We start from the raw sequence: 22600 nt of genomic DNA, 5'->3' as shown, positions 1-22600 counted from the left end.
ACGTCAGGGGCGGTCGATTCAAGGCTTGAAACACCAGCCCTGAATCGCCTCCCGTTCCGAAGCGGACTGCCGCCTCGCCGACGCCGTCAGTGCTCGCTCTCGAGGCCGCCGACGTGCTTCTGTGTGTAGAGTTCGAGACCGATGCGGTTGATGAGGTCGAGCTGGGTCTCGAGGAAATCGATGTGATGCTCCTCGTCCTTCATCAGCTGCTCGAACAGGTCGCGTGACACGTAGTCCTTGACGCCGTGACAATAGGTTGCGGCTTCCTGATACAGCGTCCGCGCACCGATCTCGGCGGCGAGATCGCATTCGATGATCTCCTTGACGTTCTGGCCGATGCGCAGGGGATCGAGCACCTGCATGTTGGGGAAGCCGTCGAGGAAGAGAATGCGGTCGGTGAACTTGTCGGCGTGCTCCATCTCCTCGATGGATTCCTTGCGCCAGACCTTCGCCATGTCGAGAAGGCCCCAATTGTTCAACAGACGATAGTGCAGCCAATATTGGTTGATGGCAGTCAGCTCGCTGCGCAATCCCTTGTTGAGATATTCGATGACCTTGGGGTCGCCCTGCATGGATAAGCTCCGAAAAAGTTAGAGGCCGCAGGCGCTCAATAACAGGTTCGAAGTGCGGAGACGACCCCCGTTCATGTGCATTTTTCGGGCGGAGAACGATGCGACTGACGGCAATGCCTGTCAGCAGGCAGCGAGCGCGAAACGGCTCTGAAGGTCGTCATCGATCGCCTTCACCGGTGTCGTCCCATGGTGGTGGCCGTGCTGACAGCCGGCCTGGCAGGCGCGAGCACAGGGACCCAGCGCCTCGTCGATGATCGTCTTGATCGTGCGCGCACAGCGGCCGCATTCCGCGCTGCACCCCAGGCAACCGTAGACCTGCTTGGGGTTCCGCGGCAGTTCGTCCGCGGACTTCACCGCGTTGCGGATATCGTGATCGCTGATGACGTTGCAGGAACAAACAATCATGAGAAACCGGCCAATCGTCCTTGGTCAGGTATCGATAGTCATCCGCAGCTACCCGCGCAAAGGAAAAACGGCGCTTTTGAAGCTATTCCAATTTCCCGATCAATCTAGAATGCCTCCAACTGTACGAGCTTGCCGCAGATCAAAGTTACCGCCGAATAACAATGGTGGGCGGCGATCGAGCAGGCGCAACTCAGTCGCCACCACCACCGTCCCCTCCACCACCGTCCCCACTGTCACCTCCGCCGTCGATCGGGTTTCCCATGACGTCCGACGAGGTATTGGAAAACCAACTTGCGAGACCGCCGCCCTGACTGGAGCTGGACCCCCCGTGGGAGTCGACGCTGGTGCTGTCCGCGGACGAACGGCGGCGGTTGGGCCTGCGGTCGACACGAACCAACAGCGCGTAGCAGACGGCCGAGGTCAATCCGATCGCCACGACCATCGCCATCGTGGGGGTCATGCCGGCTCCAATGCGGCAGTGAATTTTGTGCAATGCAGCATTGAACGTATCCTGGACTTGGGTCGTCCAATGGGACGCCCCCGTTCATTGATCATTCAAGCGGGATGTGTGAACCTGCCGTATCGCTTGATACGCGATCCGCCGACCTGGAGTGAGAGAGGTTAAGGTCATGAAGAAGACTCTTGCGGCCCTGGCCGCCGTCGCAACGCTGTCGACCGCAGCGCTGGCCCCTGCTCCTGCTGAAGCGCGCAATGGTCGTGTCGCCGCCGGTGTCGCTGCCGGCCTGCTCGGGGGTGCCCTCATCGGTGGCGCCATCGCTGCGGGCAGCAATCCCTATTATTATGGGCCCGGATATTCTTACGAACCGGGCTACTCCTATTACGGCGGGCCTGCCTACGTCGCCGATCCTGGCTACGCCTGCTATTGGCAGCGCCAGCGCTTCTGGGACGGCTACGGCTGGCGGATTCGCCGCGTCCGGGTTTGCGAGTGATCGTTCACCTTCATTAATTCCATGACCTTGCACCGGAATTTCGAGAACGGCGGCCGGCACGGCCAGAAAAAACCGTTTTTCCGTCGCATCAGGTCGAACAGAGTTTACGAAGGGTTGACGGATTGTCGTGTTTTCTCACGATGCTGACGGCCCAGATCGTGCGTGAATCACCAACCCGGCGCCTGCGAGGGCGCCTTCCAGGAGATCTCGGAACATGAAGAAGATCCTGACCGCAGTGCTTGCGGTTGCGACCATCGCCGGTTCGCTGAGCGTGACGGCACCGGCCGCCAAGGCTGGCGACGTGGGTGCCGGCGTGGCAGCCGGCCTGATCGGCGGCGCCCTGCTCGGCGGCGCGATCGCGTCCAGCCGTCCGGCCTATGGCGGTCCGGTCTACGTCGAAGCCCCTCCGCCGGGCCCGCCGCCGTGCGTGTGGCGCCGTGAGCGCTATTGGGACGGCTATGGCTGGGTGTCCCGCCCGGTTCGCGTCTGCTACTGATCCTGACGATACATCTCGATGCGAAAAGCCCGGCCTTGCGGCCGGGCTTTTTACTGCCGGCTCCGGCCTTCGCACCGAATCGGCCGCTCAGCGCGCGGCGTTGATCGCCTGCAGCACCGATTCGCTCGGCCAGCAGTCGACCTTCAGGCCCGCCTTCTTCTGAAATGCGCCGAGCGCGGCGCGGGTCTGCATGCCGGCCTTGCCGTCGAGCTTGTCGCCGTAGAGACCGAGCCGCGTCAGGCCCTTCTGCATCGCCTCGACGTCCTTGCTCCGAAGCTGCTTTGACGCCGACCATGGTGTCGCGAACGGAGCCGGGCTCGTCATACGGTCCGCGAGGTGACCGACGAACAGCACATAGAGATCGGAAAAATTGTATTCCTTGATGACGAAGTAGTTCGCCGTCGTCAGGAACGCCGGACCATAGATGCCCTCAGGCTGCAGCAGCGACGCGGGCTGCTGCTGCTCGGCTGCGCTGAGCCGCTGGCCGCGTACCGGGACAAAGCCGGCGCGCAGCCATTCGCCGATCGGCTTCTTCACCTCCGGCACGCCGATCGCGCAGTCGACAGTCGCTGGCGGCTTGACCTCGTAGGCCCAGCGCAGGCCGCGCTGCCACCCCTTGTTGGCAAGCTGCAGCGCCGCCGAGCCCAGCGCGTCCGGCACCGAATGCCAGAGATCGACCTTGCCGTCGCCATCGAGATCGACACCGTGCTTGTAGTACTCCGACGGCAGGAACTGGGTGAGCCCGACCGCCCCGCCCCATGACGCCCTGAGATCGCGGCGCGACACCACGCCGTCGCTCAGCATCTTCAGCGCCATGATGAACTCGGTGCGGTACTGGTCCTTGCGGCGGCCGACATAGGCCTGCGTCGCCAGCACGCGCAGCGCATCGTAGGGCAGCGCATAGCGGCCGAAATCGGTCTCCCGGCCCCAGATCGCAAGCACGACCGGCCCCGGCACGCCGAAGCGGCGCTCGATCTCGGCGAGTGCCGGACGATATTGCTGGATCAGCTTCTCGCCGTGCGCGGCCAGCCGCGCGATCGACGCTTCCTTGATGTAGTCGGCTGGCACCTGCACGAACTCGGCCTGCGCCGGCGCCCCCGTCGCGGGCCGGCCGGGCAGCAGCAGATCGGGAAGCTTGTAGTCAGGCTCCAACCCGCGCGTCTCCGCCTCGAACGTCGCACGGGAGACGCCCTGCTCCTTGGCTTCGGGCCAGAGCGAGTTGATGAACTGCGTGAAGGCGGCGTCAGCCGCGCTCGCTTGGCCATCGCCGAACATGCAGAGCGCCAGACCGACGAGAACGAGCCTGCGCAAACGGAGTAGCAGCTGCCGAACCATGCCTCAGGGCTACCATAGCCCGCGGCACTTGTGAACGTCAGCAGGCCACCGACGGAACCCGAGGCTGCCGCTCAATGCCCCGCCTGCTTCGTCTCTTCGATCGCGGCATTCGACAATTTGTCGACCACGGCGATGCCGATCGCGGAGAGGATGAAGACCGTGTGGATGATCGTCTGCCACATCACGCCGGTCTCGGTGTAGTTCGACTTGCCCGACGAAAGCGCGCCGGCCTCGATGAAGGTGCGCAGCAGGTGGATCGACGAGATGCCGATGATGGCCATCGCCAGCTTGATCTTCAGCACGCTGGCATTGACGTGGCTGAGCCATTCCGGCTCGTCGGGATGGCCCTGCAGATTGAGCCGCGACACGAACGTTTCGTAGCCGCCGACGATCACCATCACGAGCAGGTTCGAGATCATGACCACGTCGATCAGTCCGAGCACGGCGAGCATGATCTGCTGCTCGGAGAAATCGAACGCGTGCGCGAACAGGTGCCAGAGCTCCTTCAGGAACAGCACGACATAGACGCCCTGCGCGATGATCAGCCCGACATAGAGCGGCAGCTGCAGCCAGCGCGAGCCGAAGATCAGCATGGGAATGGGGCGCAGCGCTCCGCCCTTGGAGGACAGGGTCGCGTCGGAGGAAGACATGTGAAGAATCTCGCGGCTGGGAGGGATTGCGGATCATGTATCTACGCAATCGCAGCACGCGGAAAAGCGACAACTGGCCGCAGCCGGGGCGCGACGCTTTGTCTCGGAACAGAGACCGCGTCGCGCCTCGCGAGATCAGGGATCAGCGCGTCAGCTTCTTGTACTTGACCCGGTGCGGAATCACGCTGTCCTGGCCGAGCCGGCGCATCTTGTCCTTCTCGTAGTCCTGGAAGTTTCCTTCGAACCATTCGACATGGCTGTCGCCCTCGAAGGCCAGCATGTGGGTCGCGATGCGGTCGAGGAACCAGCGATCGTGGCTGATGATGACGGCGCAGCCGGCGAAATCCTCCAGCGCCTCTTCGAGCGCACGCAGGGTGTCGACGTCGAGGTCGTTGGTCGGCTCGTCGAGCAGCAGCACGTTGGCGCCCGACTTCAGCATCTTGGCGAGATGAACGCGATTACGCTCGCCGCCGGACAGCGCCCCGACCTTCTTCTGCTGGTCGGCGCCCTTGAAGTTGAACGCCGAGCAATAGCCGCGCGAGTTCACTTCCTTCTTGCCGAGCAGGATCAGCTCGTTGCCGCCGGAGATCTCCTCCCACACGGTCTTGTTGCCATCGAGCGCGTCGCGCGACTGGTCGACATAGCCGAGATGCACGGTCTCTCCGATGGTGATGGTGCCAGCGTCCGGCTTCTCCTGCCCGGTGATCATGCGGAACAGTGTGGTCTTGCCGGCGCCGTTCGGACCGATCACGCCGACGATGCCGCCCGGCGGCAACTTGAAGGTGAGATTGTCGATCAGCAGGCGGTCGCCGAAGCTCTTGGACAATCCGTCGAAATCGACGACGTTCTGGCCGAGCCGCTCGGCGACCGGAATGATGATCTGGGCGGTCTGGGTCTGCTTCTCGCTGGCCTTCTTGAGCAGCTCCTCATAGCGCTGGTAGCGCGCCTTGGACTTGGCCTGGCGGGCCTTCGGCGAGGCCGCGATCCACTCCTGCTCGCGCGCCAAAGTGCGCTGATGCGCGGCATCCTCGCGGCCCTCCTGCTCCAGCCGCTTCTGCTTCTGCTGCAGCCAGGACGAATAATTGCCCTCGTAGGGGATGCCCTTGCCGCGATCGAGCTCCAGGATCCAGCTGGTGACGTTGTCGAGGAAGTAGCGATCGTGGGTCACGATCAGGATCGCGCCCGGATAATTGCGCAGGTGACCTTCGAGCCAGGACACCGATTCGGCGTCGAGATGGTTGGTCGGCTCGTCCAGCAGCAACAGCTCGGGCTGGTCGAGCAGCAGCTTGCACAACGCGACGCGGCGGCGCTCACCACCGGACAGCTTGGTGACGTCGGCATCGTCGGGCGGACAGCGCAGCGCATCCATCGCCTGGTCGACCTTGCTGTCGAGATCCCAAAGGCCCTGCGCCTCGATCTCGTCCTGCAGCTTGGTCATCTCGTCGGCGGTCTCTTCCGAGTAGTTCATCGCCAGCTCGTTGTAGCGATCGAGGATCGCCTTCTGCTTGCCGACGCCGAGCATGACGTTCTCGCGCACCGTGAGCTTCGGATCGAGCTGCGGCTCCTGCTCGAGATAGCCGACGCGGGCACCCTCGGCCACCCAGGCCTCGCCGGTATAGTCCTTGTCGATACCGGCCATGATCTTGAGCAGGGTCGACTTGCCCGAGCCGTTGACACCGAGCACGCCGATCTTGGCGTCCGGATAGAACGACAGGTGAATGTTATCGAGCACCTTGCGGGTCGGGTAGGTCTTGGACAGACCCTGCATGAAATAGACGAACTGGCGCGCCATCGCGTGTCCCTTGAAGCCTGCCGGAATTTTCGGAAAATGGTTGCCGCTGATGTAACCGCGCGGTCCCCAAAGGGCAACCGGCGAGCCGGTCTCGGCGGGAACAAATGCCGGGAGAATCACGGTCGTTCCTGCGCCGGCCCGGCCTGCCGCCCACGGACGAATACGGGTCCATCACCTTGTGTGTGGCGGATCACGACAATTGCAACCATCTTTTAATTAATTCGGCGGGACACTCGGTCTCGGCCCGCAAGACCCCGCGCGCCCAAGCGGCAAAAGCCGCGACCGACAACAGCGAGAGCCCGTCATGGCAGCCTTCACCTCAGCCTCCCTGCCCGCTCCGGCGGCACACCGCAAAGACCGATCCGGGATCGCGGACGACATCCGCGGCTTCTGGCGCGAATTCGTCGCGCGCGCCTTCAACCCGTACCGGCCAGAATTGCACTATATGCGCGGCCCCGGCCCCGCCTGGCGCGCCAAGTACGGCCATGACGCCGCGTTCAGGCTGAAGACCCGCCTCGACTAACGTCTCCTGGTTCCACGTGAGCGTGACGATGCCTTGCGCAACCAGCGCGTTGCGCGCAAGCATGGCTCCATTCCTGACGGCCTTCACCATTGCCGCCGTCTCCCGATGAATGGACCCTGCCGATGACACGGCTGCGCTGTGCGATCCTCGACGACTATTACGATACGGCCCTCTCATTGGCCGACTGGCCCCGGCTGGCCGACAGAGTGGATGTGACGGCTTTCACACAGCCGTTCGGCAACGAGGAAGCGGCCGCCGGCGCGCTCACCGATGCCGACATCATCTGTGCGATGCGCGAGCGGACGCCATTGCCGCGCTCCCTGATCGAGCGGTTGCCGAAGCTGAAGCTCCTGATCACCTCCGGCATGCGCAACGCCGCCATCGACCTGGAGGCCGCCAAGGCGCGCGGCATCATGGTCTGCGGCACGCAATATGGCCGTGACCCCACCGCAGCGCTCACCATGGGCCTGATCCTGGAGCTGACCCGCAGGATCGGCCAGGAGAATGCTCTCATGCATGCCGGGCAGCCCTGGCAGACGCTGGGCGGCGTGGAGATCGAGAGCAAGACGCTGGGCGTGATCGGGCTGGGCAAGCTCGGCACCAAGGTCGCCGGGCTCGGCAAGGCGTTCGGCATGAACGTGATCGCCTGGAGCCCCAACCTGACGCCCGAACGCTGCGAGGCGGCGGGAGTAGGCTACGCGACCAAGGAGGAGCTGTTCACCGCCGCCGACGTCATCACCGTCCACGTCGTGCTCAGCGACCGCTCACGCGGGCTGGTGGGCGCGGCCGACATCGCGCGCATGAAGGCCACCGCCTATCTCGTCAACACCTCGCGCGCGCCGATCGTCGACGAGGCCGCATTGCTGCAGGCACTGCGCGACAAGCGCATCGCCGGCGCCGGCCTCGACGTGTTCTCCGTGGAACCGCTGCCCGTCGCCCATCCGCTGCGCCAGCTCGGCAATGTCGTGCTCACGCCGCATCTCGGCTACGTCACCGAGGAGAGTTTTCGCGCCCATTACGGCCAGATGGTCGATTGTATCGCCACCTGGCTCGCAGGAGCCGAGCCGCCGCGCCGGCTGGCTTGAAGCAGGCGAGCGCGGCCCTCACAGCAAAACACCCTCCGCGAGGAGGGTGTTTTCAACGTAATCAGCGCGCACCACGCCCGCCTCAGCGGATCGTCACCGGCGGCGGCAGCGGCTGCATGTTGGCGGGCTGGCCAGCCGCCGGCACAGTCGCCTGGGCCTGGACGGGCGCCGGAGCCGGAGAGGCCGCGGCAGCAGCCATGTTCTTGCCGGAACCCGGAGGCGCACCGCCCGGCATCACGACCACGCGGGTGCCGACCTTGACCCGGTCGAACAGGTCGGCGACGTCGTCGTTCAGCATGCCGATGCAGCCGGAGGACACGAACTTGCCGATCGTCGACGGCTGGTTGGTGCCGTGGATGCGGTACACGGTCGAGCCGAGATACATCGCGCGGGCACCGAGCGGATTGCCCGGCCCGCCGGCCATGAAGCGCGGCAGATAGGGCTGCCGCTCGATCATCTCGCTCGGCGGATACCAGTCCGGCCACTCGGTCTTCTTGGTGATCTTCTGCACGCCGGTCCAGGTGAAGCCTTCGCGGCCGACGCGGACGCCGTAGCGCATCGCCCGGCCGTTGCCGAGCACCAGATAGAGGTAGGTGTTGGGCGTATCGACGACGATCGTTCCCGGCGGCTCCTTGGTGACGAAGTCGACCTCCTGGCGGCGCAGGTTCGCCGGCAGCGGCGCTGGCGCCGCGTCGGGTTGTTCCTCAGGCGGCAGAGCTGCTACCGTCATCGGACGATCTCCGGCGGACGGGGCCTGCGCCGCGCCCGCGACGGCGGGAGCGCCACCGACGGCGCCGGGCGGCCGCGGCGCGCCTGCGTCGCCACCGGGCGCGCTGTTGCCATAGGCGCCACCATAGGCCTGTTGGCTGGAGGCGGGACGATCACCGTAGATCACCGGGGGCGGACCAGCCGGGCGGCCATACCGCGGATCATCCGGGGACATCACCGGGCCGGTCGGAGCGGCTCCATAGACCGTCGCACCGGCCGGACGTCCATATCGGGGATCGTCGGGAGAAAGGATGGGACCGGTCGGAGCGGCAGCACCATAAACCGGCGCATTGGCTGGACGACCGTAGCGCGGATCGTCCGGCGAGATCACCGGGCCGGGCGGCGGCAACGCCGCGGAATTGCCGGGCGCATCCTCATCGTCGAGCGCGTCAAAATCCTGCCCCTGCCCGCGCGCGTCGGCCGGGTAAGGCGTCGGCGCCGGTGAATACGCTCCAGGCGCGGTCTGATAGACCTGCTGTGCCTCGGCAAACGAAGTTGCCGTCACGCCCGCTGCCGCGACCGCGCAAACCGTCAGGATTTGTCTGATCATCATCGCCCTTGCAGTATCCCCAAGCCGCCGATTGGGACCTTTGCTGTGCCAGATGGCCGAAGATAGCGGCGCATTCAAGACAATTCCGGCCAGAGCGGCCCGACTTCGGCAATTTGTGATCATGTCTCCGTCGTTGCACGGAAGTCTCACGCCGCCGAAAAAGTGCGGCGAAGCCCCCGCAGGCCCTATCGATGCCGTGATTTGCCGAGCGGGCGGGAACACTTCCGGTATTCTGACCTGAGCCTGATTCGCGATGCACGGCAGAAGCCGGCCTCGTCGCGAACGCGGCTATTCCCTGTGATCACCGCGTTCCCTACTGGCTCGAATGTCTCGGCAGTCCCCGCTGCCGTGGCGAGAGTTACCGTCAATGCTTCCCGGCTTTCGTTTTCTGGTCGCCGCGATCGTCTGTTCCATCTCTCTCACCATCTTCGGCATGGGCGCCGCGGCCCTGTTGCGCGCCGCCCACGAGCAGTTCGCCAGCAACGCGTCCTGGCGCACGACTCAGGCGTCGGGCTTCACGACGTTCCTACCGCCGGCCGAGCCCACGCCGGTGCTCGCAGTGCTGCGGGTGGATTCGATTCCGACACCGCCGGTGACGCCGCCGCCGGTCGTGGCCGATGCTGCCCCGGCAACGTCCGAACAGCCGAGCGCGCCGTCGACGGCGGCGCCGCTCACAGAAGCGCCCGAAGTGACACCCGTTGCGGTGGCCACCGACGTGCCGACGCCCTCGCTGCCCGCGGAAACGGTCGACACGTCCCGCACCTCCGCCATTGTCGCGACCGCGTCCGCGACGAACGACCGGATCGAGAGCACCAAGCCGGAGCGCCCCATTCCGGACACGACCGCTTCGATCGTCGCTCCGGTCGAAAAAGCGTCCGACAGGCCGAGCATGGACAGCTCGCCCGAGACTGCAGCGCCGGCCCCGCCGCGGGCGTCGAGCGAAACGGCGGCCGCCGTGGTCGCACCACCGCCGCCAGTTCCTCAGGTCATCGCCAGCGCCGATCCGATGATGACGACCGCAGCCGTCGCTTCAACCGCGCTCGCGCCCGTTCCGGCGGTGCTCGATCCGATCGCGGCCAAGCTCGCCGCGCTGGCCGAACAGCCGGCTCATCAGGAGCGGCCTGCCGCCAGCGAGCATCGTGCCTCGGTGAAGGTCGCGAGCGTTCAGTTGCGCCGGAGCATCCTCAAGAAGCGCCAGGCCCGGGAGAAGCAGATCGCTGCGCGCCGCGCCAAGCAGCGGCGCATCGCCCAGCGGCTCCGGTCGGCTCGGCAAGCCGCTGCCGCCCAGCAGCAACAGACTGCCTTCCCCGATCCATTCGGACAGCAGCCGTTTGGTCAACCGCAGGCGGTCGGCCAGCAGGCTGCCGGGCCGCGCACGCGATAGGCGGAGCCAGCCGATCAGGCCGGCCCCGTCGCAACCGGCGGACCGTTCTCGATGCCCCACTCCGACCACGAGCCGTCGTAGAGCGCGGTGTCGCGGATGCCGAGACGATAGAGCGCCAGCGTCAGCACGGCCGCCGACACTCCGGAGCCGCAGGAGGTGACGATCGGCTTGGCGAGATCGACGCCAGCGGCGCCGAATGCCTCGCGCAACCGGTCGAGCGGCTTCATCACGCCGGTCGCCGCGTCAAACAGCTCCGCATAAGGCAGATTTCGGCTGCCGGGGATATGGCCGGATCGGAGGCCGGGCCGCGGCTCGGCGACCTCGCCCGCGAAGCGCGGCGCCTGCCGTGCATCGATCACCTGCTCGGCATTGCCGGCGAGATTGGCAACCATCTGCTCGATCCGGCGCACGCGCGCGGCATCGAACTTCGCGCTGAACGTGCCGAGCGCCGGCGTGACCTGTCCGCTCTCGACCGGGCGCCCCTCCGCCATCCACTTCTTCAGCCCGCCGTCGAGCACGCGCACATCCGTGTGGCCGAATGACAGGAACATCCACCAGGCGCGCGGCGCGGCGACCCAGCCGCCGGAATCATAGACCACGACCGTATCGCCATTGCTGACGCCGAGCCGGCCCGCGTCGCGGCCGAACTGCTCGGCGCTCGGATACATGTGCGGCAGCGGATTCGAATGGTCGGAGACCTCGTCGACGTCGAAGAACACGGCGCCGGGGATGTGCGCCTTCAGATAATCGTCCTTCGGCAGCGGCAGCACACCCGGCATCTTGAAGGTCGCGTCGAGCACCTTCACCTTGGGATCGCCCAGATGCGCAGCGAGCCAGTCGGTGGAGACGAGAGGGTCGTCGTGGGTGGTCATGCGCAAGAGCTCCGGACTTCACATTCAGTCGTCATCGCCGGACTTGAGATCCGGCGATCCACCTTGTCGAAGCGATGGACACGCGGGTCAAGTCCGCGCGGGATGGGCAGCGATCAATCCTTCTTCTTCGGCGCCCAGGCCTCGACCGGCCCGCCGGCGTCGCGCCACGCCGCGAAGCCGCCGCCGATATGGGCGACCGGCGTCAGACCCATGTCCTGTGCGGTCTTGGCCGCGAGCGCCGAGCGCAGGCCGCCGGCGCAATGAAAGATGAACGTCTTGTCCTGCTGAAAGATCGGCTTGGCGTAGGGGCTCTGCGGGTCGATCCAGAACTCCAGCATGCCGCGGGTGCACGAGAACGCGCCGGGAATCCTGCCCTCGCGCTCGATCTCCCGGGGATCCCTGATATCGACGATCACGACATCGTCGCGCTTCGCCGCCGCGATCGCCTCAGCCGCCGAGAGCGTCTCGATCTCGGCGTTGGCTTCATCGAGCAGCGCCTTGATGCCGCGCGTGATGGTCTGGGGCATGCCTTCTTCCTTCGTCGTGTCCAGCCGTCGCGCGGCGCCGTTTCGACCTCGTCATTCGGGGTGGTCGGTCAGGACCGAACCGCCCGGAATGACGGGACTGCCTACCGGACCAGCTCCTTCATCGCCGCTTCCAATCCCTCAATCGTGATCGGATACATGCGCTCGGAGAAGATGCGGCGAATGATGGTGGTGGACTCAGAATAGTCCCAGTGCTTCTGCGCCACCGGATTGAGCCACACCGCGTGTGGATAGGTGCGGATGACGCGGTCGAGCCACACCGACCCCGGCTCTTCGTTGACGTGCTCGACCGAACCGCCGGGCACCATGATCTCATAAGGCGACATCGAGGCGTCGCCGACGAATACGACCTTGTAGTCGTGCGGGTACTTGTGCAGCACGTCCCAGGTCGGCGTGCGGTCGGTGAAACGCCGCTTGTTCTGCTTCCACACGCCCTCGTAGAGGCAGTTGTGGAAGTAGAAATATTCCATGTGCTTGAATTCGCTCTTGGCGGCCGAGAACAGCTCCTCGACCTGCGCGACGTGGGAATCCATCGAGCCGCCGATGTCGAAGAACACCAGCACCTTCACCGCATTGCGCCGCTCGGGACGCATGTGCACGTCGAGATAGCCGTGGTTGGCGGTTTCGCGGATCGTGGTGTCCAGATCGAGCTCGTCGGGCGCACCGGTGCGGGCGAACTTGCGCAGCCGGCGCAGCGCCACCTTGATGTTGCGGATGCCCAGCTCGACATTGCCGTCGAGATCCTTGAACTCGCGCCGGTCCCACACCTTCACGGCGCGGTTGTTGCGGTTCTTCTCCTGGCCGATGCGGACGCCTTCGGGGTTGTAGCCATAGGCGCCGAACGGCGAGGTGCCGGCGGTGCCGATCCACTTGTTGCCGCCCTGATGACGGCCCTTCTGCTCCTCCAGGCGCTTCTTCAAGGTCTCCATGAGCTTGTCCCAGCCCATGGCCTCGATCTCTTTCTTCTCCTCCTCGGTGAGGTATTTCTCGGCCAGCTTCCTCAGCCATTCCTCGGGAATCTCGGCCTTCTCCATCGCGTCGAGCAGGTTCTCCAGCCCCTTGAACACGGTGCCGAATACGCGATCGAACTTGTCGAGATTGCGCTCGTCCTTCACCAGCGCGGTGCGCGAGAGATAGTAGAAGTTCTCGACCGAATGCTCGGCGAGGTCGGCGTCGACCGCCTCCATCAGCGTGAGATATTCACGCAAGGAGACCGGGACCTGCGCATCGCGCAGTGCTGTGAAGAATTGCAGGAACATGCCCATTAGATCGCGCGGCTGGGAGGGCGCGTCAAGGGCCGCTCCACGCCCCACGCTGGACCCGCCGGCATTTTGCTCTACAATCCCTGGAACAACAGGTGGAATGGGGGCTTTGATGGGTATTATTGCAGCACTGATCATCGGCGCCGTCGCGGGCTGGCTGGCGGGGCTGATCGTGCGCGGCGCAGGTTTCGGCCTGATCGGCAACATGGTCATCGGCATCATCGGCGCGCTGGTCGCAAGCTACGTGCTGCCGGCGCTGCACATTGCGCTCGCCAGCGGCACGCTGGGGGCGATCCTGGACGCCACGATCGGCGCCGTCATCGTGCTCGTGATCCTCTCATTGATCAGGCGCGCTTGATTATTTCTGCTTCCGATGGCAGCCATCATCTTAAGGCCGCAGCGGCGCTGCCGCTCTGTAGCCACTCAACACAAGTTCGAACGATGAGCGAGACGCAATGAAATTTACCGGCACCCAGGACTACGTCGCCACCGACGACCTCAAAGTGGCCGTCAATGCGGCGATCGTGCTCGAGCGCCCGCTGCTGGTGAAGGGCGAGCCGGGGACGGGCAAGACCGTGCTGGCCGAGGAAGTCGCCAAGGCCGTCAACGCGCCGCTGCTCACCTGGCACATCAAGTCGACCACCAAGGCGCAGCAGGGCCTTTACGAATACGACGCCGTCTCGCGGCTACGCGACAGCCAGCTCGGCGACTCCAGGGTGTCCGACATCAAGAACTACATCAAGCGCGGCAAGCTGTGGGAGGCCTTCACGGCCGAGCAGCGACCGGTGCTCTTGATCGACGAGATCGACAAGGCCGACATCGAGTTTCCGAACGACCTGCTGCTCGAGCTCGACCGGATGGAATTCCACGTCTACGAGACCAACGAGACCATCAAGGCGAAGCTGCGCCCGATCGTCATCATCACGTCCAACAACGAGAAGGAGTTGCCGGATGCGTTCCTGCGCCGCTGCTTCTTCCACTACATCAAGTTCCCCGATCCGGATACGATGGGCCGCATCGTCGACGTGCACTTCCCGAACATCAAGAAGCGACTGGTCGAGGAGGCCCTGCGCATCTTCTTCGAGGTCCGCGACGTGCCCGGCCTGAAGAAGAAGCCGTCGACCTCCGAGCTGCTCGACTGGCTCAAGCTGCTGCTCAACGAGGACATCGGTCCTGAGCAGCTGCGCGAGCGCGACCCGCGGAAGCTGATCCCGCCGCTGCACGGTGCGCTGCTCAAGAACGAGCAGGACGTCCACCTGTTCGAGCGGCTCGCCTTCCTCAGCCGGCGCGAGGTGTGAGGCGCCCAGCTCCATCCGACCGGCGCGTCATTGCGGCGCCGTCTTCTTGATCAGGCGTCCGAGCGCGCGCATGATCCCATCGACGGCAATCGGCTTCTCGCAGCGGAGGATCTTCGAGAAGCGGTCCGGAATAACCGATTCGTCATAGCCGGTGGTGAAGACGAAGGGCACGCCGCGTTCGACCAGCAGATCGGCAACCGGAAACGCCATGTCGCCGCGCAGATTCACGTCGAGAACGGCGCCTTCGATCCGCCCCTCGCGTTTGATCAAGGCGAGCGCGTCGGGGACGGTTCCGACCGGGCCCAGGATCGTGCCGCCGGCGTCGCCGAAGGCGCAGCGCAGCTCGTCGGCAAGCATGTACTCGTCCTCGACGATGAGGATATGACGGTCGCGAAGCGAGCGTTCAGGCATGATCCTCGAGCTCCAGTGTGGTGAGCGAAACGGGAATCGATATCGTGCAACGGACACCGTCGGATTCGAAGGCGTACGAGGTCCTCGCGCTGAGCTGATAGGGCAAGGCCTGTTCGATCAGCTCGCGCCCTTGCCCCGTGCCGCTGGGCATCGTGGCTGGCGGCGGCATGTCGACGCCGCTTTCGCGCCACTCGATATGCAGCCAGGGCTGTCCCTCCGCGCCTTCGCGCTCGAGCGACCAGACCACGCAGAGCCGGCCCGACGGCTGCGCCAGCGCGCCATACTTGACCGCGTTGGTGGCGAGCTCGTGCAGCGCCATGGCAAGGGTCTGAACGGTCGACGACCGCAGCCTTACGCCGGACGGCCCCGACAGCCCGATGCGCTCCGAACCGCCGGCGACAGCCCACAGCTCGCTACGGATCAGATCGTCGAAGGTGACGCGATCATGCTCCTTGAGGCGGGACAGCAGGCCCTGGGCGCGTGACAGCGTATCCAGCCGATCACGGAAGCGAGCTCGAAAATCGCCGAGATCGGTGCTGGCGCGCGCCGTCTTGTCGGCCATCGAGCGGACCACGCCCAGCAGGTTGCGGGTGCGATGCTGCAGTTCGGCCACCAGCACCTTCTGCCGCTCCTCCCATTCACGCCGCTCGGTCACGTCGACCATGGCGCCGGTCATGCGGATCGGTCGTCCCGCGTCGTCATAGAAGAAGCGCCCACGGCCGTAGAGGTAGCGAATTGCGCCGCCCGGATGCACCACGCGAAACTCGCTGACATACTCTTGGTGCGCCTCCATCGCGCGGTGAAGCGCGGCTTCGGCTGCGGGACGATCGTCGGGATGGATGCGTGCCGCCCAGGCCTCGTAGCTCGGAGTCAGTTCGCCAACGCCATAGCCTTCCATGCGGAAGTGCTCGTCCGACCAGTAGACCTCGCCGGTCGCGACGTTCCAGTCCCACAGGCCGAGCCGACCGACCTCGACCGCGCTGCGCAGGCGCTCCTCGCTCTTGCGCAACTCCCGTTCGGCCTTGTTCTGCTCGGAGATGTCGCGCGCCGTCCCGAACCACTCGATGATCTCGCCGTCACGCCCGAGAATGGGGATGGCGCGCGAATGGATCCAACCGAGGCTGCCATCGATCCGGATGACACGGTGCTCCAGCTCGAACATGCTTTTCGTCGCGACCGCCCTGCTGATCGCCGCAGTCACCTGCGCCTGATCGTCCGGATGAATGTATTTCGCGAGCCAGCCTTGGCTCGGGTTCATTGTATCGGCGATGAAGTCCTTGCCCTGCAACTGGCGCATCTCCCGCCAGTCGGGGCTCATGCGATAGATGACGTCGGAACTCGCGGTTACGAAAGCGCGATAGCGCTCCTCGCTGGCGCGCAGCCGCTCCGTCGCTTCGGCACGCAGACGGGCCATCTTGAGATGCGCCTCGACGCGCGCCAGCAGTTCACGCGCACTGAACGGCTTGATGAGATAGTCATCCGCACCGGCCTCCATGCCTTCGACGCGGCTCTCTTCTCCGGCCCGGGCCGACACCAGGATCAGCGGGATAGTGCCGACCCGTTCATCGGCGCGCAGCCGCGCAAGCAACTGCATGCCGTCGATGCGCGGCATCATCACATCAGACAGAACGAGGTCGGGCTTGTCGCGGGCGATGGCCGCGAGCGCGGCTTCACCATCGGCGACGGTCTCGACATCGTAGCGCGTGGCGAGCAGGCGGCGGACATAGTCGCGCATATCGGCATTGTCGTCGGCCAGCAGGATACGGGGGCGCGGCCCGGCCCTGTCGGCTGACAGGGTGGTGATGTCGATGTCCGGAACGGCATGCGCGTCGAGCGGCGGCGGATCCGGCAGCCAGCGCAACGCCTCCTCGATGAAGGGCCGCGCACCGCGAAGGATCGGTTCCTGCGCTGGCGCCGCGTCGACCTGGTCGAACGGCAGATGACTTCGTCCCCTGGGAATCCTGACCGCGAACGTGCTGCCCTGCCCGGCTTCGCTGGTCGCTGCGACGGATCCGCCGTGCAGCTTGGCGAGCTCATGCACCAGCGCGAGCCCGATGCCCGAGCCTTCATGGGTGCGGCCGAACGCGCCGGCGACGCGATGGAAACGCTCGAACAGCCGCGGCAGCTCGTGCTGCGGGATGCCGGTCCCGGTGTCCTTCACGCTCAGTTCGAAATGACGATCGCAGGTGACGAGCCGGACCTCGATGTCGCCCGCAAAGGTGAATTTGAACGCGTTGGACAGCAGGTTGAGGACGATCTTCTCCCACATTTCGGGATCGACATAGGCCGGCTCCGGCAGCGGCGGGCAATCCACCATCAGCCTGAGGCCGGCGGCCTCGATCGCCGAGCGGAAGGTGCTGGCGATCTCCGCGGTCAGGCTCGCGAGGTCGACCGGCGCGTAGACCGCCTGCATCCTGCCGGCCTCGATCCGCGAGAAATCCAGCAGCGTGTTGACCAGCTTGAGCAGCCGCAAGGCATTGCGCTCGGCGATCTCCAACCGGTCGCGATCCGCAGGCGGCAAGGCCTGCGACCGCAGCAGGACATCTTCGAGCGGACCGAGCATCAGCGTCAGCGGCGTACGGAATTCGTGGCTGACATTGGTGAAGAACGCGGTCTTGGCCCGATCGATCTCGGCGAGCGCCTCTGCGCGGCGCCGCTCCTGTTCATAGGCCAGCGTCTCCGCAAAGGAGCTGCCGAGCTGAGCGGCCATCAGATCGAAGAAGCCCTGGTGCTCGGCATCGAGGGCGCGGCGCGGATTGACGCCACAGATCAGGATCGCCGTCGCCTGCTCCCGGCCCGTCGCAACCGGCAGCACCAGCGCCAGCTGTGGCGGCTCGGGCCATGCGCCGGTCGGCACGCCGGCAAATTTCCCACGATCCAGCACGACGCGAATCGGCGCCACCGCGCGCGCCGCCGCCCGGATCGGCCACAGCCCGTCACAGTCGAGGGCAATCTGCGCCGGCGCGATTGCACTGTCCGGGTGCCCCCCCGCGGCGCTCAACAACCGTGCCGATCGCTGATCCTCGCTGAGTTGGTAGATCAGCGCAAACGGGACATCATGCGGATTCTCGGCGAGGACGTCGGTGGCTTCGCGACAAGCATGCGCCAGACCGTCGGCACGGCCGCGCGCGGCGAGATCGCGCAAGGTCCGCATGCGGCGCTCGCCCACGACCCGGGCCGTCGTCTCGATGACGGGGGTGAAGACGCCGCCGACGCCGCCGGTCTCATCGCGAATCGGCGAATAGGAGAACGAAAAATAGGTCTCCTCCAAGTAGCCGTGGCGGTCGATGAACAGCCGCATATCGCGTGAGCGGGTCGCTTCGCCAAGCCCAACGACGTGCCGCAGCATCGGGCCGATGACCTCCCAGATCTCGGACCATACCGCGCGCCCTGGCGCCCCCAGCGCCGCGGGATGCTTCTGCGAGCCGAGGATCAGGCGATACTCGTCATTGTAGAGCATGACGAGCTCCGGGCCCCACCAGATCAGGATCGGGAACGCGCAGTCCAGGCAGGTGCTGATCGAAGTGCGCAAGGACTGAGGCCAGCTCTCGGGCGGCCCCAACGGCGTCCGCGACCAATCATGGATGCGCATGAGCGCCCCCATCTCCCCGCCCCCCTGCAGGAAGTCGGCTCCGCGCGCGAACGCCTTGAACGTCGCGTGACCGGCATCCGAATGCTCGTTCACTTCTGGCCCCTTTTTCGCCGCACAGTACCGTCAAATGCGCGCGGGCGCCAAGCACCGGCCCTCACGGCAAGAGGCGCGTCGACAGGGAACTGGGCAGCCCGCGATCGGGTTCCATCTGCGAACCATCCACAGCCCATCCCGCAATCTGGGACAGTCCATTGCAAACGCTCGACGTGCGCGCCCGCGCTTGTTAAGCGCCAGCCTCTGCGTGAAGCGGGCTTGAGTCGGGGCACATGACGGTTGCAATCGAGATGGGGCAGACGGCGGCGGGATCGCCTGCGGCCCTGGACCTCGAGGAACTGCTGGCGACCCGGCTCCTGGTGCAGGGCAATTCCGGCTCCGGCAAGTCGCATCTCCTGCGTCGCCTGCTGGAGCAGAGCGCGCCCTGGGTGCAGCAGACGATCATCGATCCGGAGGGCGACTTCGTCACGCTGGCTGAGCGATTCGGCCATCTCGTGATCGCGGCCGAGGACCACACCGAGCGCGCGCTGCAGGTCGCCGGCGAACGGGCGCGGATGCATCGCGTCTCGACGGTGCTCAACCTCGAAGGCCTCGACGCCGAGAATCAGATGCGGCGCGCGGCCGCCTTTCTCAACGGCCTGTTCGAGATCTCCCGCGACCACTGGTACCCGATGCTGGTCGTGGTCGACGAAGCTCAGCTGTTCGCACCGGCCGTCGCGGGCGAAGTCTCCGACGAGGCCCGCAAGGCCTCGCTCGGCGCGATGACCAACCTGATGTGCCGCGGCCGCAAGCGTGGGCTGGCGGGCGTGATCGCGACGCAACGACTGGCGAAGCTCGCCAAGAATGTCGCGGCCGAGGCCTCGAACTTCCTGATGGGCCGCACCTTCCTCGACATCGACATGGCCCGCGCCGCCGACCTGCTCGGCATGGAGCGGCGCCAGGCGGAGGCGTTCCGCGACCTCGAGCGCGGCCAGTTCATGGCCTTGGGGCCCGCGCTGTCGCGCCGTCCACTCGGCCTGCGCATCGGCCCGACCGATACCAAGCCGCGCAATGCAACGCCGCGGCTGATGCCGCTGCCGGAGGCTTCGCTCGAGGACGCCCGCGCGGTGATTCTCGCCGCACCGCCGCCCGAGACCAACGCGCGGCCGCAGCGCAAGCCGCAACCGGAGTTGCTCGACCAGCTCATGGCGGCGAAGTCCGCCGCGCTCGAGCTGCGCCCCGAACCGCCAGCACCCGCCGTCAGCGAGGAGGAGCTCGCCGAACGCAAAGCCCGCGTCGAGCGCGTGCTGCGCGCGGTCTTGGCCGAGCCCGACGCCGGCTTCCGCGCCGTCGGCGTGCTCTACCAGGAATTCGTCGTCCGCTGCCGCATCGAGGGGCTGGGCACGGCCGTGCCCGACCTCAACGAGTTCCGCCGCATGCTGACCCGCGCCCGCGCCGGGCTCGGCGGCGACGAGACGGCCGACGATGCCGGCTGGCAGGACGTCACGCTGCGCGCCTCGCTGCTGCCTGAGGACATGCAGGGCGTGTTCATGATGATCGCCCGCGCCGCCAAGGACGGCCGCCCCTGCCCGAGCGATGCGGCGATCGCCCGCGCCTATGGCTCGCATTCGCTGCGCCGGGCGCAGCGCCTGCTGACCTATATCGAGGACCAGGGCCTCATTGTGTGCCAGCTCGACGGCGCCGGCCGCCGCATCGTCACCCTGGTCGAACTTGCCTGGGCGACGGCGCCCGGCGATCCCAATGCCGACGACGCAGCACCCGAAGGTCTCGTCACCTCGTCATCTTGAGGATGCGCCCGAATCGCTCCGGGCGCATCCCGATATCGTTCGCGATCAGGTCGCGGCGATCCTGCCCATCGCCGGGTCGCTGATGCTGGGCCGGCCGTTCTCGACGTGACCCGCGAGCTGCCAGTTGAAGTTGGCATCGCTGTCCGTCGTGACCGTCAGGTCGTACCAGCCATGGGTCTGCTGCAGGCGAACCCGCGTCTCCAGCCGCTGGCCACGCTGCAGGCGGTGCCGCTGGCTGCGTCCCGTATAGTTGTCGGCCAGTGTCACGACACAGCTCGCCCCCTTGTTGGTGAGCGCGATCGCAAGGCTGCGCGAATCGTCGTCATCATCCCAATCACAGAGATGGACCGTATCGACGTCGACCAGCGCGGCGGTGGTGGCGACGCCGCCCTTGAAGTGGCGGAAGAAGCCGTTCGGGCCGTACACCGACAGATCGTACTGGCCGGCGCTGGCCGCGAGGTCCCACACGCCGTGCAGCGATTTCCCGGCTTCGACGGTGTAGCTCCACGGGCCGGTCGCGGTGTTGCCGGAGCGGACGTGGAAGCAGGCGCCCGCCTGCCCCGGATTGGCGAAGCGGATCGCGAACGTCTTGTGCGCAGCATCGGCGTCGCCATCGACCCTGAGATCGTAGGGCAGCGGGCGCGCCGGGCGAATGCCCGGCTCCTGCTGCGGCAACGCCTGCTTGGCCGGCGGCACCGGATGATAGTCGTCGAAGCGGGCACCGGAGGTGATGTCGGCGGCCGGCGGCTTGTAGCCGGCCGTGCTCGGCAGCGGCGCCATGCCTTCGTTGGGCGAAGTGAAGTTGAACGCCGAGGTGAGATCGCCGCACACTGCGCGCCGCCACGCCGGGATGTTGCTCTCGAACAGATCGGGCGCCTTGTGATGGAAGCGGCGCTCGATGAAGCGGATCACAGACGTGTGGTCGAACACTTCCGAGCACACGAAGCCGCCGCGCGACCACGGCGACACCACCAGCATCGGCACGCGGACGCCTAGTCCGTAGGGGCCGGCAACGTGGCTTCCGTCGCCAGCGAAGAGGTCCGTGCTCACATCGACGGTCGACTGGCCCCAGGCCTGCGACATCGCCGGATACGGGCCGACGACATGGTCGAAGAATCCGCCGCCCTCGTCGTAGTTGATGAGCAGCGCGGTCTTGCTCCACAGCTCGGGGTTCGACGTCAGGATGTCGAGCACCTTGGAGATGTACCAGGCGCCCGGCCCGGGCAGCCAGTTCGGATGCTCGCTGAACGCCTCCGGAGCTGCGATCCACGACACCTGCGGCAGCGTGCCGTTGCGGACGTCGTTGCGCAGCCCGTCGAACAGGTTCTCGAACGTGCCGCCATTGGCGATGTTGCTGCCACGCAGCGCCTTCTCGTACAGCGGGCTGCCTGCTTGCGAATTCTGGTACTGATGGAAATACAGCAGCGAGTTGTCGCCGTAATTGCCGATCCACGGATTCTGGGTCCAGCCCCAGGAGCCTTCCGCCGTCAGGCCGAGACCGATGTCCTGGTAGACCTTCCAGGAGATGCCGGCCTTCTCCAGCCGCTCCGGAAACGTGGTCCAGTCGTAGCCGGCTTCCGCATTGGTGATGACCGGGCCGCCGCCCTTGCCGTCGTTGCCGTCCCAACCGGTCCACAAGTAGTAGCGATTCGGATCGGTCGGGCCCATCACCGAGCAGAAATAGGAATCGCACACCGTGAAGGCGTCGGCCAGCGCATAGTGCCAGGGCAGATCCTGCCGGTTCATGCAGGTCATCGTCGTGGTGCCCTTGTTGGCGATCCACTTGTCGTAGTTGCCGTTGTTCCAGGCCTTCTGGCCGTCGTTCCAGCCATGGGCGACGTCCTCGACATAGACCTGGCCGGCATTGTCGACGCGGAACGGCATCACTGCCCCCGCGCCGTTCGGCTGCTGCCACACCGGATTGCCATTCGGAAGCTTCACGGCGCGCGGATCGTTGAAGCCGCGGACGCCGCGCATCGCGCCGAAATAGTGATCGAAGGCGCGGTTCTCCTGCATCAGCACCACGATGTGCTTGACGTCCTCGATGCTGCCGTGGCGGTTGAACGCCGGAATGGCATGCGCGCGCTCGATGCTCTGGCCGAGGGCGGCGGTCGCAGCCGACGCTCCGAGCAGCCGCAGGAACTCGCGCCGGTTGTGCGCGATCGTGTTCGACATCTCGTTCATTCCCCATGGTGATGACGGTGTCGAGCGGCTTAGGTCGGCGCGTTAACAACCGCGTGACCGGGCGGTAAAGGATGTGTGGCAGGCT

Annotated in this window: 20 protein-coding genes; 8 read left to right on the top strand and 12 right to left on the bottom strand. The window is 65.9% G+C overall.

Features of this window, described 5'->3' with window-relative positions:
* Positions 1 to 86: 86 nt before the first annotated feature.
* Positions 87 to 572 carry a bacterioferritin gene (gene bfr / locus QX048_RS10400; RefSeq protein ID WP_315717837.1) on the bottom strand — a complete coding sequence of 162 codons (486 nt, stop codon included), beginning with the start codon at positions 570 to 572 and terminating at the stop codon, positions 87 to 89.
* Positions 573 to 692: 120 nt separating this feature from the next.
* Complete coding sequence (locus QX048_RS10395) at positions 693 to 977, bottom strand: bacterioferritin-associated ferredoxin (protein WP_315717838.1); 285 nt, start codon at positions 975 to 977, stop codon at positions 693 to 695.
* 629 nt (positions 978 to 1606) lie between these two features.
* Between QX048_RS10395 and QX048_RS10390 the strand changes: the two genes are divergently transcribed.
* Positions 1607 to 1927 carry a hypothetical protein gene (locus QX048_RS10390; protein ID WP_315717840.1) on the top strand — a complete coding sequence of 107 codons (321 nt, stop codon included), beginning with the start codon at positions 1607 to 1609 and terminating at the stop codon, positions 1925 to 1927.
* Positions 1928 to 2141: 214 nt separating this feature from the next.
* A complete protein-coding gene (locus tag QX048_RS10385) occupies positions 2142 to 2423 on the top strand; it encodes a hypothetical protein (protein ID WP_257169446.1) in 282 nt (93 codons plus the stop codon).
* Between the two features lie 87 nt (positions 2424 to 2510).
* On the opposite strand, the gene QX048_RS10380 is transcribed toward QX048_RS10385, so the two are convergent.
* From QX048_RS10380 to ettA, 3 genes are all read right to left on the bottom strand, one after another.
* Positions 2511 to 3698 (bottom strand): lytic murein transglycosylase, encoded by a 1188-nt coding sequence (locus tag QX048_RS10380; RefSeq protein WP_315717841.1) that lies wholly within the window; start codon positions 3696 to 3698, stop codon positions 2511 to 2513.
* Positions 3699 to 3829: 131 nt separating this feature from the next.
* Positions 3830 to 4408 (bottom strand): TIGR00645 family protein, encoded by a 579-nt coding sequence (locus tag QX048_RS10375; protein ID WP_315717843.1) that lies wholly within the window; start codon positions 4406 to 4408, stop codon positions 3830 to 3832.
* 142 nt (positions 4409 to 4550) lie between these two features.
* On the bottom strand, positions 4551 to 6200 hold the full coding sequence (gene ettA, locus QX048_RS10370; protein WP_315717864.1) for an energy-dependent translational throttle protein EttA: 1650 nt from the start codon (positions 6198 to 6200) through the stop codon (positions 4551 to 4553).
* A 304-nt stretch (positions 6201 to 6504) separates the two neighbouring features.
* Between ettA and QX048_RS10365 the strand changes: the two genes are divergently transcribed.
* Positions 6505 to 6723 (top strand): hypothetical protein, encoded by a 219-nt coding sequence (locus QX048_RS10365; RefSeq protein ID WP_315717844.1) that lies wholly within the window; start codon positions 6505 to 6507, stop codon positions 6721 to 6723.
* 122 nt (positions 6724 to 6845) lie between these two features.
* Positions 6846 to 7808, top strand: coding sequence for a D-2-hydroxyacid dehydrogenase family protein (locus tag QX048_RS10360; RefSeq protein WP_315750242.1), 963 nt, complete (start codon positions 6846 to 6848; stop codon positions 7806 to 7808).
* Between the two features lie 82 nt (positions 7809 to 7890).
* Here QX048_RS10360 and QX048_RS10355 read toward each other — a convergent pair whose 3' ends face one another.
* Complete coding sequence (locus tag QX048_RS10355) at positions 7891 to 9129, bottom strand: L,D-transpeptidase (RefSeq protein ID WP_315717846.1); 1239 nt, start codon at positions 9127 to 9129, stop codon at positions 7891 to 7893.
* Between the two features lie 430 nt (positions 9130 to 9559).
* Between QX048_RS10355 and QX048_RS10350 the strand changes: the two genes are divergently transcribed.
* Positions 9560 to 10510, top strand: a complete 951-nt coding sequence (locus QX048_RS10350; RefSeq protein ID WP_315827122.1) for a hypothetical protein — start codon at positions 9560 to 9562, stop codon at positions 10508 to 10510.
* A gap of 14 nt (positions 10511 to 10524) precedes the next feature.
* Here QX048_RS10350 and sseA read toward each other — a convergent pair whose 3' ends face one another.
* The 3 genes from sseA to QX048_RS10335 all read right to left on the bottom strand — a co-directional run bounded on the left by sseA (position 10525) and on the right by QX048_RS10335 (position 13186).
* Entirely contained in the window at positions 10525 to 11382 is an 858-nt protein-coding gene (gene sseA, locus QX048_RS10345) for a 3-mercaptopyruvate sulfurtransferase (RefSeq protein ID WP_315827123.1), read from the bottom strand.
* A gap of 113 nt (positions 11383 to 11495) precedes the next feature.
* Positions 11496 to 11909 (bottom strand): rhodanese-like domain-containing protein, encoded by a 414-nt coding sequence (locus QX048_RS10340; RefSeq protein WP_315717849.1) that lies wholly within the window; start codon positions 11907 to 11909, stop codon positions 11496 to 11498.
* Positions 11910 to 12010: 101 nt separating this feature from the next.
* Positions 12011 to 13186: a VWA domain-containing protein gene (locus tag QX048_RS10335; RefSeq protein ID WP_315827124.1), complete on the bottom strand. Its 1176-nt coding sequence runs from the start codon at positions 13184 to 13186 to the stop codon at positions 12011 to 12013.
* A gap of 115 nt (positions 13187 to 13301) precedes the next feature.
* Here QX048_RS10335 and QX048_RS10330 point away from each other — a divergent pair, with 115 nt between their 5' ends.
* Positions 13302 to 13547, top strand: a complete 246-nt coding sequence (locus QX048_RS10330) for a GlsB/YeaQ/YmgE family stress response membrane protein (RefSeq protein WP_315717851.1) — start codon at positions 13302 to 13304, stop codon at positions 13545 to 13547.
* A gap of 97 nt (positions 13548 to 13644) precedes the next feature.
* Positions 13645 to 14487, top strand: a complete 843-nt coding sequence (locus tag QX048_RS10325; protein WP_315717852.1) for a MoxR family ATPase — start codon at positions 13645 to 13647, stop codon at positions 14485 to 14487.
* Positions 14488 to 14514: 27 nt separating this feature from the next.
* Here QX048_RS10325 and QX048_RS10320 read toward each other — a convergent pair whose 3' ends face one another.
* Entirely contained in the window at positions 14515 to 14898 is a 384-nt protein-coding gene (locus QX048_RS10320; RefSeq protein ID WP_315717853.1) for a response regulator, read from the bottom strand.
* A complete protein-coding gene (locus tag QX048_RS10315) occupies positions 14891 to 18583 on the bottom strand; it encodes a PAS domain-containing protein (RefSeq protein ID WP_315827125.1) in 3693 nt (1230 codons plus the stop codon). The genes QX048_RS10320 and QX048_RS10315 overlap by 8 nt, the downstream gene beginning before the upstream one ends.
* 233 nt (positions 18584 to 18816) lie before the next feature.
* Here QX048_RS10315 and QX048_RS10310 point away from each other — a divergent pair, with 233 nt between their 5' ends.
* A complete protein-coding gene (locus tag QX048_RS10310; protein ID WP_315750236.1) occupies positions 18817 to 20331 on the top strand; it encodes an ATP-binding protein in 1515 nt (504 codons plus the stop codon).
* Between the two features lie 45 nt (positions 20332 to 20376).
* Here the strand turns inward: QX048_RS10310 and QX048_RS10305 are convergent, their stop codons facing one another.
* On the bottom strand, positions 20377 to 22506 hold the full coding sequence (locus tag QX048_RS10305; RefSeq protein ID WP_315827126.1) for a phosphocholine-specific phospholipase C: 2130 nt from the start codon (positions 22504 to 22506) through the stop codon (positions 20377 to 20379).
* Positions 22507 to 22600 lie beyond the last annotated feature (94 nt).

Origin of the sequence: Bradyrhizobium sp. SZCCHNS30572, from assembly GCF_032484415.1 — a bacterium.
Classification (GTDB): Bacteria; Pseudomonadota; Alphaproteobacteria; order Rhizobiales; family Xanthobacteraceae; genus Bradyrhizobium.
This window is presented reverse-complemented; position numbering and strand designations above follow the sequence as displayed.